A 12,885-nucleotide genomic window follows, 5' to 3' on the forward strand; every position below is an offset into this window, starting at 1 on the left:
GCCCCATGACAACAAAGCACTGGAGCCAGCCATGAGCCAAGCCAACCGAGGCGTCGTCTACAAGGGCCCGGGTAAGGTCGATGTCGAATCCATCCCCTATCCGGAACTCGCCCTTGGCAATCGCAAATGCGACCACGGTGTGATCCTGAAGGTGGTCACCACCAATATCTGTGGCAGCGACCAGCACATGGTGCGCGGCCGTACCACTGCGCCCGCCGGCCTGGTGCTGGGCCACGAGATCACCGGCCTGGTGGTCGAGTGCGGGCGCGACGTCGAATTCATCAAGCCGGGCGACCTGGTCTCGGTGCCCTTCAACATCGCCTGCGGGCGCTGTCGCAACTGCAAAGAAGGCAAGACCGGGATCTGTCTCAACGTCAACCCGGCACGCCCCGGTGCCGCCTACGGCTACGTCGACATGGGCGGCTGGGTCGGCGGCCAGACCGAATACGTCATGGTGCCCTACGCCGACTTCAACCTGCTGAAGTTCCCCGACACCGATCAGGCCATGGAGAAGATCCGCGACCTGACCCTGCTCTCCGACATCTTCCCCACCGGCTTCCACGGCTGCGTGACGGCCGGTGTCGGGCCGGGCAGCACCGTCTACATCGCCGGTGCCGGCCCGGTGGGGCTGGCGGCGGCGGCGTCGGCCCAACTGCTGGGGGCGGCCTGCGTGATTGTCGGCGACATGATCGAGGAGCGTCTGGCCCAGGCGCGCAGCTTCGGCTGTGAAACCATCGACCTGACCCAGGACGGCGACATGGCCGACAAGCTCGAGGCGATCCTCGGCGAGCGCGAAGTCGATGCCTTCGTCGACTGCGTCGGCTTCGAGGCCCATGCCTGTGGCTGCAACCACGGCAAGGAAGCGCCGGCCACCGTGCTCAACTCGGCGATGCAGATGACCCGTGCCGGCGGCCAGATCGGCATCCCGGGCCTCTACGTGACCGAGGATCCGGGTGCCGTGGACGACGCCGCCAAGCAGGGTGCACTGAGCATGCGCTTCGGCCTCGGCTGGGCCAAGTCTCACTCCTTCCATACCGGCCAGTGCCCGGTAATGAAGTATCACCGCCCGCTGATGCAGGCGATCCTGTTCGAGAAGGTCAAGATCGCCGACGCGGTCAACGTGCAGATAATCTCGCTCGATCAGGCACCACAGGGCTATGCCGATTTCGACGGTGGTGCGGCCAAGAAATTCGTCATCGATCCCCACGGCAGCGTAGCTGCGTAAGTAAGCTTGGTGACGTAAGGAGTAACCCGAGCTGGCCGACGCCGCACCTTGTAAGCGGCGCGACCAGCCATTTTCGTTATTCGACCCATGCGCAGCGTGGCCGCCTGACGGCCGAGCGGGTAATCTAGAGGAGCGAACGACGGTAGCGGGAGGTGAGAGAGATGATGTACGCCGACTTGATCGATGCGGAGGACTTCCGTCAGCGCCTGGTGGCGCTGGGCATCGACCTGCCTGCCGATGCCGACCCCGACACCTGCGCCCGGCTTGTCGCCCAGCGGCAGGCCGAGTCGGAGGTGCCCGGTCTGGAGGCGCTGGTCGCCGAGCTGGAGGCGCAGACCGGCGTCATGCTGCCCGAGGTGCGCGAAGCGCTGGTGAATCATCTGCGGCCAATCGCGGGTTAGCCAGCGGCATGAGCCCCGCCGCTGTCAGCATTTGATCGAACCCGAGTGAAACAAATCGCCCCCGGCCTTGGCCGGGGGCGATTTGTTTCACGTCACGAGGAGTAGGTGGGGCCTAGCCCTTCACCACCTGCAGGTGAGGGGCGCTGTGGCCCAGGTTCTCCTGCATCCGCTCGCTGTACCAGTCGATGAAGTCGATCACGCCGAACTCGTAGGTCTCGGAGTAGGGGCCCGGCTGGTAAGCCTTGGAGTTGATGCCGCGCTGGTTCTCCTCGGCCAGGCGCTTGTCCTGGGCGTTGGTGGCGTCCCATACCCGGCGCATCTCCTCGGGCTGGTAGTCGACGCCCTCCACGGCATCCTTGTGTACCAGCCACTTGGTGGTCACCAGGGTCTCCTGCGGACCCAGCGGCAGCACGCGGAACACGATGGCGTGGTCGCCCATGAAGTGGTTCCAGGAGTTGGGCAGGTGCAGGATGCGCAGCGAGCCCATGTCGGGGCTGGTCAGGCGGCCCATCAGCTTGGCGCAGGCCGGCTTGCCGTCCATGGTCATCGAGACCACGCCATCCAGCAGCGGGGTGCGGGTCAGCCGGTTGCGCTTGCCGAAGCGCTTGAGCTGCCAGGGAATCTGCTGCTCGTCCCAGTCGGACTGCTTCTTCGCCACCAGCGCCTTGTAGGCGGGCGTGGCGCGGGGATCGTCGGTGTCGTCGAACTCCTGCAACGAGTTGAGCAGCTCCGGGTGGGAGCCGTTGCAGTGGTAGCACTCGCGGTTGTTCTCGATGACCAGCTTCCAGTTGGCCTGCTCGACGATGTTCGACTCCACCGCGACCTTGAGGTTGCCCATCTCGTAAGGCTCGAGATAGTGCTCCAGGGTGATCAGGAAGTCGTCGATGACGGGCGGCTGCTCGGCCAGGCTGATGAAGATGAAACCGCCGCCGGTGCGCACGTGGACCGGCTTCAGGCCATAACTGCCCAGGTCGAAGTTCTCGCCCATGTCGCTGCCGGCGAACAGCAGGCGGCCGTCGAGCTCATACGTCCACTGATGGTAGGGGCAGACCAGCTTGGCCACCTTGCCCTTGTCGCTGACGCACAGCCGCGAGCCGCGATGACGGCAGACGTTGTGGAACGCATGGATGGTACCGCCGTCGCCGCGTACCAGGATCACCGGGTTGTCGCCGACCTGCAGGGTCATGTAATTGCCCTTGGCGGGAATCTCGCAGGTCATGCCGGCGAACAGCCACTCCTTGCCGAAGATTTCCTGCATGTCCAGGGCGAACAGGCGGGCATCGTTGTAGAACGCCTGGGGCAGCGAGAAGTTGCGCTCGCGCTCGGCGAGCATCGCGACGACGGCTTCACGCGCCGGGTCCAGGGGATCGTCCAGAGTGGTGGGTGAGATCGGATCCATGGAGAGACATCCTCATTGCTGGCCGCGGTGGCGGCATCGGTCGAATTGTTGGTTTTCGCCAGGGAGCGGCATGGTAATTGTCTTGGGTGCCGAGTACGAATACGGCGAGTGTGGATCAGCCTCAGGTCGTTCAGTTGTCTGCCGACGACCCGAAAGCGTTCAGTCGCGACCAGTGGGTGCAGAAAAATCCCCCCAAGTGGAAGCCAGGGGTACGTTCGTGTCGCAGTCAGGCAAGTCGAGGGCTTGCCGGCTGACGCAGAATTCGATCAACGGCAGGCGGTGTTCCGCAGTCGGAGCCTTCCACGCTGATCAATGCCAGGCGACTCGACATGACCATGAACTTTCTCAACCCCGTCACGACCCAGACCTGGACCAACGGCCGCCACATGGTGCGTTGCGTCAAGGTGATCCAGGAAACCTGGGACGTTCGTACCTTCTGCTTCATGGCCGAGCAGCCGGTGCTGTTCTTCTTCAAGCCGGGGCAGTTCGTGACCCTGGAGCTGGAGATCGAAGGCGAACCGATCATGCGCTCCTACACCATCTCCAGTTCACCGTCGATTCCCTACAGCTTCTCGATCACCGTCAAGCGGGTGCCCGGCGGTAAGGTTTCCAACTGGCTGCACGACAACCTGAAGGTCGGCGACGAACTGGCGGTGCATGGCCCGGTGGGCAACTTCAATTCGATCGACTTTCCCGCCGACAAGGTGCTGTTCCTCTCCGGTGGCGTGGGTATCACGCCGCTGATGTCGATGACACGCTGGTTCTTCGACACCAACGCCAACGTCGACGTCGAGTTCATCCACAGTGCACGTGCCCCCCGCGATGTCATCTACCATCGCGAGCTGGTGCACATGTTCTCGCGGATCCCCGAGTTCAAACTGCATATCGTCTGTGAGAAAAAGGACGACGTCGGCGAGGCCTGGGCCGGCTATCGCGGGTATTTGACCCAGCCGATGCTCGAGCTGATGGCGCCCGACTACCTCGAGCGGGAGATCTTCTGTTGCGGCCCTACGCCGTACATGAACGCGATCAAGCGCATTCTGCGCGATAACGGCTTCGACATGAGCCGCTACCATGAGGAATCCTTCGGCGCCACGCCGCTCGATGTGCGCGAGGAGGTGCTGGAGCTGGCCGAGCAAGCCGAGGCCGAGGCCGAGGAGATCGATTACGCCGACATGCTCAGCGTCGAGTTCGTCGGCTCGGGCAAGAGCGTACGCATTCAGCCGGGCGAGACGGTGCATGCCGCGGCGGCCAAGCTGGGGCTGCACATTCCCAAGGCTTGCGGTATGGGCATCTGCGGCACCTGCCGGGTGGGGCTCAAGTCCGGTGAAGTGGACATGGAGCACAACGGTGGCATCACCGACGAGGACATCGAAGAGGGCTACATCCTCTCCTGCTGCAGCAAGCCCCGGGGCAACGTGGTGGTCGACTACTGACGACGGCACCGGCGAGGCTCAGCCGTGCTGGGCCTCGCCAAACAGCTCGTCGACGCCGCACACCTCGCCGCAGCGGTCCAGCGAATAGCCGGGAAGCTCGCGGACGGCCGCCTGGAACGGTTGGCTGCGGATCATCTCGAGCAGGTGCACGACGCTGGGGTCGGCCAGACTCCGGCGCTGACACAGCAGCAGGTAGTGCTCGGTGGCCAGCGGCAGGAAATCCAGGCCGAACTGGCGCGCAGCGGCCTCGACGCCGAAGCCGACGTCGGCCATGCCGGCGGCGATGTAGGCGGCCACGGCGGAGTGGGTGTACTCCTCCAGTTCGAAGCCGCGGATACGCTGTGACGAGAGGCCAGCCTCCCGCAGCAGGATGTCGAGCAGTGCCCGGGTGCCGGAGGCCTGCTGGCGGTTGATGAAGCGTACGTCTTCGCGCACTAGATCGGCCAGGCCGGTCAGGCCCCTGGGATTGCCCGGCGCGAGCATCAGCCCCTGACAGCGGGTGATGAAGCGAATGATGCTGTGACTGCGTGGCCGCAGCTGACGGCGGTAGCCCTGCATCAGCGGGCCCCGGGTCGCCGAGGTCGGCATGTGGTAGCCGGCCACGTCGCAGGCGCCTCGATTCAGCGCTGACAGCGCCTCCTGGGGGCTGCAGTACTGCAGATCGAGCTGAAAGTCGCTTGCGAACCTGGGCAGTAGCGCCACTGCATAGCCGTGGCTGGCGTGCATGCGCAGCACCGGTTCGACACCCTCGAACAGCTGCTGCAGCTCGAGATTGAGTTCCGAGCCGAGGCTCTCCAGCTGCGGTCCGAGCCGGGCGGCCACCCGCTGGCGTGCCCACAGCAGCTTGTCGCCCAGCGGGGTGAGCCGTGCGCCACGGCCCTTCTGCATCTCCACCAAGGCAGCACCGAAGAAGGTGGCCCATTTATTCAGCAGGTTCCAGGCATGGCGGTAGGAGATACCGGCCTCGGCAGCAGCCTCGGTCAGCTTGCCGCTGCGATGGATGCCCTGCAGCAGCCCGAACAGCTGCGGATCCAGGCGGTTGCCGGCCTCGTCGGTGAAGGACCAGGCAGGTTCGATTTTAATGCGTTTCATATGATGTGTTTTTCATATTTCGTAACCCAAGCAGGACTGCTACCTTCACAAATACGCACCATCAATGATGCTACGGGCACCTTATCCAATATATGCACTGTAGTACATAAACAAGTGGTACATAACTAGACCGTAACCAGCAGCTCCGAACGTACCGACGCAAGACGCCAGAAGATGCGCTCCATACGTTCGCCTCGAGGCCAGGCCATGCTCAATAGCCCATTCCCTTCATGGACGCCCCAACTGATTCAGGACGAGATCGACGCCCTGAAGCACAAGCCCGGCGCTCTGCTCCCCATCCTGCACGCGATTCAGGACCGCTGCGGCTACGTGCCGCGCGAGGCGGTGCCGCTCATCGCCGAATCGCTGCAGCTCACCCGGGCCGAGGTGCACGGCGTGATCAGTTTCTACCATCACTTCCGCACCACGCCGCCGGGGCGCCACGTGGTGCAGATCTGTCGCGCCGAGGCGTGCCAGGCGCGGGGCTCACGGGCGCTGGAAATGCACGCGCGGGACACCCTGGGGATCGACTACCACCAGACCACTGCCGACCGCGAGATCACCCTGGAGCCGGTCTACTGCCTGGGCAACTGCGCCTGCGGCCCGTCGCTGCGCGTCGACGATCGCATCCTGGCCCGGGTCACCCCCGAGCGCTTCGACCGGCTGGTCGATGAACTGACCACCCAAGTGCTGAAGGTGAGCTGATGACCACGAGACTCTTCGTTCCCCGCGAGACCACCGCGCTGGCGCTGGGCGCCGACGAGGTCGCCCAGCGCATCGAGGCCGAGGCCGAGGCCCGTGGCGTCGAGATCGAACTGGTGCGCAACGGCTCCCGTGGGCTGTTCTGGCTGGAGCCGCTGGTCGAGGTCGAGACCGCTGCCGGGCGCATCGCCTACGGGCCGGTTGCCCCCGAGGACGTGGCCGGGCTGTTCGATGCCGGTTTGCTCGAAGGTGGCGAGGCATCGTCGCTGTGCCAGGGGCCGGCCGAGGAGATTCCCTATCTTCAGGCCCAGCAGCGCCTAACCTTTTCGCGCATCGGCGTCACCGACCCGCTGTCGCTGGAGGACTATTGCGCCCACGACGGCTTCCGCGGCCTGCGCCGGGCACTTGGCCTCGCTCCCCAGGCCATCGTTGATGAGGTCAAGACCTCCGGCCTGCGCGGTCGCGGCGGGGCGGCGTTCCCTACCGGCATCAAGTGGCAGACCGTGCTCGACGCTCCCGCCGCGCAGAAGTACATCGTCTGCAATGCCGATGAGGGCGACTCCGGCACCTTCGCCGACCGCCTGGTGATGGAGTGCGATCCTTACCTGTTGATCGAGGGCATGGCCATCGCCGGCCTCGCCGTGGGTGCCACCCAAGGCTACGTCTACCTGCGCTCGGAGTATCCGCTGGCCCAGGAGATCTTCAATGAGGCCATCGCCCGCGCCGAGGCCGCCGGCTATCTCGGTGGCGACATCCTCGGCAGCGGCCGGACGTTCCACCTCGAGGTGCGTCTGGGGGCCGGCGCCTACATCTGCGGCGAAGAGACCTCGCTGCTCGAAAGCCTCGAAGGCAAGCGCGGCATGGTGCGCTTCAAGCCGCCGCTGCCGGCCATCGAAGGCCTGTTCGGTCAGCCCACCGTGGTCAACAACGTGCTGTCGCTGGCGGCGGTGCCCTTCATTCTCAGCGACGGCGGGCAGGCGTACGCCGACTACGGCATGGGCCGTTCGCGGGGCACCCTGGCGCTGCAACTGGCCGGCAACGTCCAGCGCGGCGGGCTGGTGGAGCTCGCCTTCGGCACCACCCTGCGCCATCTGATGGAGGCGTTCGGCGGCGGCACCTTCAGCGGACGACCGCTGCGTGCGGTGCAGGTGGGCGGCCCGCTGGGCGCCTATCTGCCCGACAGCCAGTGGGACCTGCCGCTCGACTACGAGGCCTTCGCCGAGGTCGGCGCGGTACTCGGCCACGGCGGCGTGGTGATGTTCGACGACACGGTGGACATGGCCGAGCAGGCGCGCTTCGCCATGGAGTTCTGCACGGTGGAGTCGTGCGGCAAGTGCACCCCTTGCCGCATCGGATCGGTGCGCGGCGTCGAGGTGATCGACCGCATCCGTGCCGGTGAGCGTCGCGAGGCCAATCTCGTACTGCTCGCCGACCTGTGCGAGACCATGGTGGACGGCTCACTCTGTGCCATGGGCGGCATGACGCCCTTTCCCGTGCAGAGCGTGATGAAACACTTTCCCGACGATCTGCAGCGCGACGCGCAGCCGCATTGAGCGGGAGGAGGCCCGATATGTTGAACTATTACGATCCCAAGCAGACGTCCGTTCCCCAGCACTTCTTGCCGGAGCGCGACTACGGTACCCCGGCGCGGCTCTCCGAGACGCTGGTCAGCCTCGAGATCGACGGCGTCGCGATCACCGTGCCCGAAGGCACCTCGGTGCTGCGCGCAGCGGCGCTGGCCGACATCAACATTCCCAAGCTGTGCGCCTCGGACAACCTCGAGGCGTTCGGCTCCTGCCGCCTGTGCGCGGTGCAGATCGAGGGCAGGCGCGGCCTGCCGGCCTCCTGCACCACGCCGGTTGCGGCCGGCATGAAGGTCACCACCCAGAACGCGCGTCTGGCCAAGCTGCGGCGCAACGTGATGGAGCTCTACATCTCCGATCACCCGCTGGACTGCCTGACCTGCCCGGCCAACGGCAACTGCGAACTGCAGGACATGGCCGGTGCGGTGGGGCTGCGCGAGGTGCGCTACGGCTTCGACGGCGAGAATCACCTGGACGCCGAAACCGACGACTCCAATCCCTACTTCAGCTTCGACCCCAGCAAGTGCATCGTCTGCTCGCGCTGCGTGCGCGCCTGTGAAGAGGTACAGGGCACCTTCGCCCTGACCATCGAGGGGCGTGGCTTCGAGTCCAAGGTCGCCGCCGGCCAGAGCGAGGCGTTCATGGATTCCGAGTGCGTCTCCTGCGGCGCCTGCGTGCAGGCCTGCCCGACCTCGACGCTGATGGAAAAATCGGTGATCGAGCAGGGCCAGCCGGAGCACAGCGTGGTGACCACCTGCGCCTACTGCGGCGTAGGCTGCTCGTTCAAGGCGGAGATGCAGGGCGACCGGGTGGTGCGCATGGTGCCGTACAAGGGCGGCGACGCCAACCACGGCCACTCTTGCGTCAAGGGCCGCTTCGCCTTCGGCTACGCCACCCACCCCGACCGCCTGAAGACGCCGATGATTCGCGAGTCGATCGACCAGCCCTGGCGCGAGGTGAGCTGGGAGGAGGCGATCGCTTTCGCCGCCGAGCGGCTCAAGGCGATCCAGGCCAAGTACGGCCGCGAAAGCATCGGTGGCATCACCTCGTCGCGCTGCACCAACGAGGAGACCTACCTGGTGCAGAAGCTGGTGCGTGCGGCTTTCCGCAACAACAACACCGATACCTGCGCCCGGGTGTGTCACTCGCCCACCGGCTACGGCCTCAAGACGACGCTGGGCGAGTCCGCCGGCACCCAGACCTTCGATTCGGTGATGAAAGCCGACGTGATCGTGGTCATCGGCGCCAACCCCACCGACGCCCACCCGGTGTTCGCCTCGCAGATGCGCCGTCGTCTGCGCCAGGGCGCCGAGCTGATCGTCGTCGACCCGCGCCGCATCGACCTGCTCAAGACCCCGCACCATCGCGGCGCCCAGCATCTCGCCCTGCGCCCCGGCACCAACGTGGCGATGATCAACGCCCTGGCCCATGTGGTGATCGGCGAGGGGCTCGAGGATCGCGAGTTCATTGCCAAGCGCTGCGACGCGGCGGGCTATCAGGCCTGGCGCGAGTTCATCCTCGATCCGCGCCATGCGCCGGAGAACGTCGAGGCGATCACCGGCGTGCCCGCCGAGCAGGTGCGCCGCGCCGCGCGCACCTATGCCCAGGCGCCCAACGGCGCGATCTACTACGGCCTCGGCGTCACCGAGCACAGCCAGGGCTCGAGCATGGTGATGGGCATCGCCAACCTGGCCATGGCCACCGGCAACATCGGCCGCGAAGGGGTGGGCGTCAACCCGCTGCGCGGGCAGAACAACGTCCAGGGCTCCTGCGACATGGGCTCCTTCCCCCACGAGCTGCCGGGCTACCAGCACGTCGGCGACCCCGCCGTGCGTGAGCGCTTCGAGGCGGCCTGGGGCGTGCCCATCGACGACGAGCCGGGGCTGCGCATCCCCAACATGTTCGATGCCGCCGTGGCCGGCGAATTCAAGGCCCTCTACGTGCAGGGCGAGGACATCGCCCAGTCCGACCCCAATACCCAGCACGTCGAGCAGGCGCTGCGCTCGCTGGAGTGCCTGATCGTGCAGGACATCTTCCTCAACGAGACGGCCAAGTTCGCCCACGTGCTGCTGCCGGGCTCCTCGTTCCTGGAGAAGGACGGTACCTTCACCAACGCCGAGCGCCGCATCAATCGGGTGCGCAAGGTGATGCCGCCGCTGGCCGGCAAGCAGGACTGGGAAGTGACCGTGGATCTGGCCAATGCGCTGGGCTACCCCATGCACTACGACCACCCGTCGCAGATCATGGACGAGATCGCCGGCCTCACGCCGAGCTTCACCGGGGTCAGCTACGCGCGGCTCGACGAGCTGGGCAGCATCCAGTGGCCGTGCAACGAAGCGTACCCGAAGGGCATGCCGACCATGCACGTCGAGGACTTCCCCATCGGCCTTGGTCAGTTCGCCATCACCGATTACATCGCCAGCGAAGAGCGTTCCAACCGCCGCTTCCCGCTGCTGCTGACTACCGGGCGCATCCTCTCCCAGTACAACGTCGGCGCCCAGACCCGGCGTACCCACAACCAGGCCTGGCACGACGAAGACGTGCTCGAACTGCACCCGACCGACGCCGAGCTGCGCGGCGTGCGCGACGGTGACTGGGTCGGCATCACCAGCCGCGCCGGCCAGACGGTGCTGCGCGCGCGGATCAGCGACCGCATGCCGCCGGGGGTGGTCTACACTACCTTCCACCATCCGGGCAGCGGGGCCAACGTGATCACCACCGACAGCTCCGACTGGGCGACCAACTGTCCGGAGTACAAGGTGACCGCCGTACAGGTCGAGAAGGTCAGCCAGCCGTCCGCCTGGCAGCGCCAGTTCCAGACCTTCGACCGGCAGCAGCTCGAGCTGCTGCGCGGTGGAAACAAGGACGAAGCGGGCGAGGCTCTCAGCGGAGCGCGTGAATGAGTGACGACCACAGCCGCTGCCGGGTTTCGGTGGACGTGCGCCGGACCGGCAGCGCCGAGCGGCTGGAGGACAGCGTCGCCGTGGAGACGGCGGTGGCGCTGGTCTACAACGGCATCTCACATGCCGTGATGATGGCCACGCCGGACGATCTCGACGACTTCGCCCTCGGCTTCAGCCTCACCGAGGGCATCCTGCACACGCCGGATGAGCTCTACGGCATCGAGGTGCGGGAGGAGGCCGCAGGGATCGCCGTGCATCTGGAGATCGCCACTCAGCGCTTCATGGAGCTCAAGCAGCGCCGCCGCAGTCTGGCCGGTCGTACCGGCTGCGGGTTGTGCGGTACCGAGTCGCTGGAGCAGGCGATCCGTCCCATCGGCCGGGTGGCAGCGCCGGCCATTGACGACGCTGCCATTCAGCAGGCACTGGAGGCGCTGAAGTGGCACCAGCCGCTGCAGCGCGAAACCGGCGCCACCCACGGCGCCGCCTGGTGCGACCTCGGCGGGCAGATCCAACTGGCACGCGAGGACGTCGGTCGCCACAACGCCCTGGACAAGCTGATCGGCGCGATGCTGAGTCGTCGTCTATCGGTGGGGGACGGCTTTGCGCTGGTCTCCAGCCGGGCCAGCTACGAGATGGTGCAGAAGTGCGCCAGCGCCGGCATCGGCTGCCTCGTCGCCGTATCGGCTCCCACCTCGCTCGCCATCGAGCAGGCGCGCCATGCCGGCCTGCTGCTGGTCGGCTTCGCCCGCACGGGGCGCCACGTCATCTATCATCAGCCGGTACGCGAAGCCGTGCCGGTCGTTCAAGCCAGCGGAGGTTGAAGTCGCCATGAGCCGCAGTCAGCTCGATACCCTGATCCATATGGCGAACCAGATCGCCGCCAACAATGCCCACTACAGCGATGACGCTGCCGAACGCGTGTATACCCATCTGAAGAAGTTCTGGGCGCGCAGCATGAAACGCCAGATCGTCGACTATCTCCAGCAGGACGGCAGCGAGCTGTCGCCCCTGGCCCGGCAGGCCATCGAGCGGCTGGCACAGAGCCAGAGCGAGACGCATTCGGCGAGCGCCTGACGCCCGATACCGGTCTTTCCCGCGCTTTTTCAACGAAAGGAGGCGAGCCCCTCTTTTGCCTTAGCGTGCCTATGGTATATTCGGCCCATGCGTCTCATGGTTCGGTTGGCGACCTCGACAGCGGGCCGATAGGGCCCGGTCCAGGATCTTTGCCCCGGCTTCCATGCGATGACGTCCCCTCGAAGGGAGTCGTGCCATATCCTCATGGCGCGGGCCATGGCGGGTCCGAATAATTCGATCGGCTCGAGTCGACGATAACTCCACTACGCACGGGCAGGGGCTCATGAACAGGGCATTCTTCCAGGCTGCCGCCATGACGGCAGGCTTCTTCGCGTTTGGGCCGACGGCCCAGGCCAATATTCCCGAATCTTCTCATACACTCAATGGCGTGATGCCGGAGCTGCCGACGCTGTGGCAGGTGCTGGACGCGGTGGCGCAGCCCGAAGGGCTGACCGCCGACGAGGTCTGGCTCAGCATCGATCTGCGCAACCGCCGGGTGCGGGTGATGCGCGGCGAGCGTGAGATCAAGCGCATCGAACACCTCGCCTTCGGTGCCGGCGGTGCGGCGCCGCTGCGCGCCAGGGGCAGTTCGATGACGCCGATCGGCGAGTTCCGCGTAGACCGCATCAACCGCGCCTCGCGCTTCGGCCTGTTCTTCGGCTTCGACTATCCCAATGCCCAAGTCGCCGAAGAAGCGCTGCGCAGCGGCAAGATCACCATGCAGGAGTACTGGCACATCGAGAACTACCGGGCGCGCCACGGCCGGGCACCGCATACCACGGCGCTGGGCGGGTTGATCGGGATTCATGGCCTGGGGCAGGGCGACCCCGAGATCCATCGCAGCTTCGACTGGACCGAGGGCTGCGTGGCGGTCAGCAACGAGGAGATTCGTGCACTCGACCCGTGGCTGCGCATCGGCACACGAGTGGTGATCAAGGGCTAGGCAAAGTCTTGTGCAATAGGGGGAGCTGGCGGAAGAGCGTGGGAGTCGAACCCACCAGGGACCGCTGGCAGCCCCTACTAGATTTGAAGTCTAGTCGCCCCACCGGGGGTCGATCCTCTTCCTTGAG

Annotated in this window: 11 protein-coding genes and 1 tRNA gene; 9 read left to right on the top strand and 3 right to left on the bottom strand. The window is 65.9% G+C overall.

Going from position 1 to position 12,885, the window contains the following annotated elements; all coding sequences use genetic code 11:
* Nucleotides 1-31: 31 nt before the first annotated feature.
* Both fdhA and HOP58_RS01705 read left to right on the top strand, forming a co-directional pair.
* Entirely contained in the window at nt 32-1,225 is a 1,194-nt protein-coding gene (gene fdhA, locus HOP58_RS01700) for a formaldehyde dehydrogenase, glutathione-independent (RefSeq protein WP_234259354.1), read from the top strand.
* 161 nt (nt 1,226-1,386) lie between these two features.
* Nucleotides 1,387-1,626 carry a hypothetical protein gene (locus tag HOP58_RS01705; protein WP_010625846.1) on the top strand — a complete coding sequence of 80 codons (240 nt, stop codon included), beginning with the start codon at nt 1,387-1,389 and terminating at the stop codon, nt 1,624-1,626.
* Nucleotides 1,627-1,738: 112 nt separating this feature from the next.
* Here the strand turns inward: HOP58_RS01705 and HOP58_RS01710 are convergent, their stop codons facing one another.
* Entirely contained in the window at nt 1,739-3,025 is a 1,287-nt protein-coding gene (locus tag HOP58_RS01710; protein WP_234259355.1) for an aromatic ring-hydroxylating dioxygenase subunit alpha, read from the bottom strand.
* A 329-nt stretch (nt 3,026-3,354) separates the two neighbouring features.
* Here HOP58_RS01710 and HOP58_RS01715 point away from each other — a divergent pair, with 329 nt between their 5' ends.
* Nucleotides 3,355-4,461 carry a hybrid-cluster NAD(P)-dependent oxidoreductase gene (locus tag HOP58_RS01715; RefSeq protein ID WP_234259356.1) on the top strand — a complete coding sequence of 369 codons (1,107 nt, stop codon included), beginning with the start codon at nt 3,355-3,357 and terminating at the stop codon, nt 4,459-4,461.
* An 18-nt stretch (nt 4,462-4,479) separates the two neighbouring features.
* Here HOP58_RS01715 and HOP58_RS01720 read toward each other — a convergent pair whose 3' ends face one another.
* Nucleotides 4,480-5,553, bottom strand: coding sequence for a substrate-binding domain-containing protein (locus HOP58_RS01720; RefSeq protein ID WP_010625843.1), 1,074 nt, complete (start codon nt 5,551-5,553; stop codon nt 4,480-4,482).
* Nucleotides 5,554-5,760: 207 nt separating this feature from the next.
* Here HOP58_RS01720 and HOP58_RS01725 point away from each other — a divergent pair, with 207 nt between their 5' ends.
* The 6 genes from HOP58_RS01725 to HOP58_RS01750 all read left to right on the top strand — a co-directional run bounded on the left by HOP58_RS01725 (nt 5,761) and on the right by HOP58_RS01750 (nt 12,758).
* Nucleotides 5,761-6,258, top strand: a complete 498-nt coding sequence (locus HOP58_RS01725; RefSeq protein WP_010625842.1) for a formate dehydrogenase subunit gamma — start codon at nt 5,761-5,763, stop codon at nt 6,256-6,258.
* On the top strand, nt 6,258-7,808 hold the full coding sequence (locus HOP58_RS01730) for an NADH-quinone oxidoreductase subunit NuoF (protein ID WP_234259357.1): 1,551 nt from the start codon (nt 6,258-6,260) through the stop codon (nt 7,806-7,808). The genes HOP58_RS01725 and HOP58_RS01730 overlap by 1 nt, the downstream gene beginning before the upstream one ends.
* A 17-nt stretch (nt 7,809-7,825) precedes the next feature.
* Nucleotides 7,826-10,741, top strand: coding sequence for a formate dehydrogenase subunit alpha (gene fdhF, locus HOP58_RS01735; RefSeq protein ID WP_234259358.1), 2,916 nt, complete (start codon nt 7,826-7,828; stop codon nt 10,739-10,741).
* Nucleotides 10,738-11,562 (top strand): formate dehydrogenase accessory sulfurtransferase FdhD, encoded by an 825-nt coding sequence (gene fdhD, locus HOP58_RS01740; protein WP_234259359.1) that lies wholly within the window; start codon nt 10,738-10,740, stop codon nt 11,560-11,562. The genes fdhF and fdhD overlap by 4 nt, the downstream gene beginning before the upstream one ends.
* Before the next feature lie 7 nt (nt 11,563-11,569).
* Nucleotides 11,570-11,815, top strand: coding sequence for a formate dehydrogenase subunit delta (locus HOP58_RS01745; RefSeq protein WP_234259360.1), 246 nt, complete (start codon nt 11,570-11,572; stop codon nt 11,813-11,815).
* Between the two features lie 283 nt (nt 11,816-12,098).
* Nucleotides 12,099-12,758, top strand: a complete 660-nt coding sequence (locus HOP58_RS01750; protein ID WP_010625837.1) for a L,D-transpeptidase — start codon at nt 12,099-12,101, stop codon at nt 12,756-12,758.
* A gap of 26 nt (nt 12,759-12,784) precedes the next feature.
* On the opposite strand, the gene HOP58_RS01755 is transcribed toward HOP58_RS01750, so the two are convergent.
* Nucleotides 12,785-12,880: transfer RNA gene (locus tag HOP58_RS01755), tRNA-Sec, on the bottom strand.
* Nucleotides 12,881-12,885: the final 5 nt, after the last annotated feature.

The sequence above is a fragment of the Halomonas sp. MCCC 1A11062 genome (genome assembly GCF_021404355.1).
Lineage (GTDB): Bacteria > Pseudomonadota > Gammaproteobacteria > Pseudomonadales > Halomonadaceae > Halomonas > Halomonas aerodenitrificans.

Excerpts from the sequence above, each read along its gene's own strand:
- HOP58_RS01730 (WP_234259357.1), top strand. The coding sequence starts at position 6,258 with ATGACCACGAGACTCTTCGTTCCCCGCGAGACCACCGCGCTGGCGCTG.
- HOP58_RS01710 (WP_234259355.1), bottom strand. The coding sequence starts at position 3,025 with ATGGATCCGATCTCACCCACCACTCTGGACGATCCCCTGGACCCGGCG.
- HOP58_RS01750 (WP_010625837.1), top strand. The coding sequence starts at position 12,099 with ATGAACAGGGCATTCTTCCAGGCTGCCGCCATGACGGCAGGCTTCTTC.
- HOP58_RS01745 (WP_234259360.1), top strand. The coding sequence starts at position 11,570 with ATGAGCCGCAGTCAGCTCGATACCCTGATCCATATGGCGAACCAGATC.
- fdhF (WP_234259358.1), top strand. The coding sequence starts at position 7,826 with ATGTTGAACTATTACGATCCCAAGCAGACGTCCGTTCCCCAGCACTTC.
- HOP58_RS01705 (WP_010625846.1), top strand. The coding sequence starts at position 1,387 with ATGATGTACGCCGACTTGATCGATGCGGAGGACTTCCGTCAGCGCCTG.
- HOP58_RS01725 (WP_010625842.1), top strand. The coding sequence starts at position 5,761 with ATGCTCAATAGCCCATTCCCTTCATGGACGCCCCAACTGATTCAGGAC.
- fdhA (WP_234259354.1), top strand. The coding sequence starts at position 32 with ATGAGCCAAGCCAACCGAGGCGTCGTCTACAAGGGCCCGGGTAAGGTC.
- fdhD (WP_234259359.1), top strand. The coding sequence starts at position 10,738 with ATGAGTGACGACCACAGCCGCTGCCGGGTTTCGGTGGACGTGCGCCGG.
- HOP58_RS01720 (WP_010625843.1), bottom strand. The coding sequence starts at position 5,553 with ATGAAACGCATTAAAATCGAACCTGCCTGGTCCTTCACCGACGAGGCC.
- HOP58_RS01715 (WP_234259356.1), top strand. The coding sequence starts at position 3,355 with ATGACCATGAACTTTCTCAACCCCGTCACGACCCAGACCTGGACCAAC.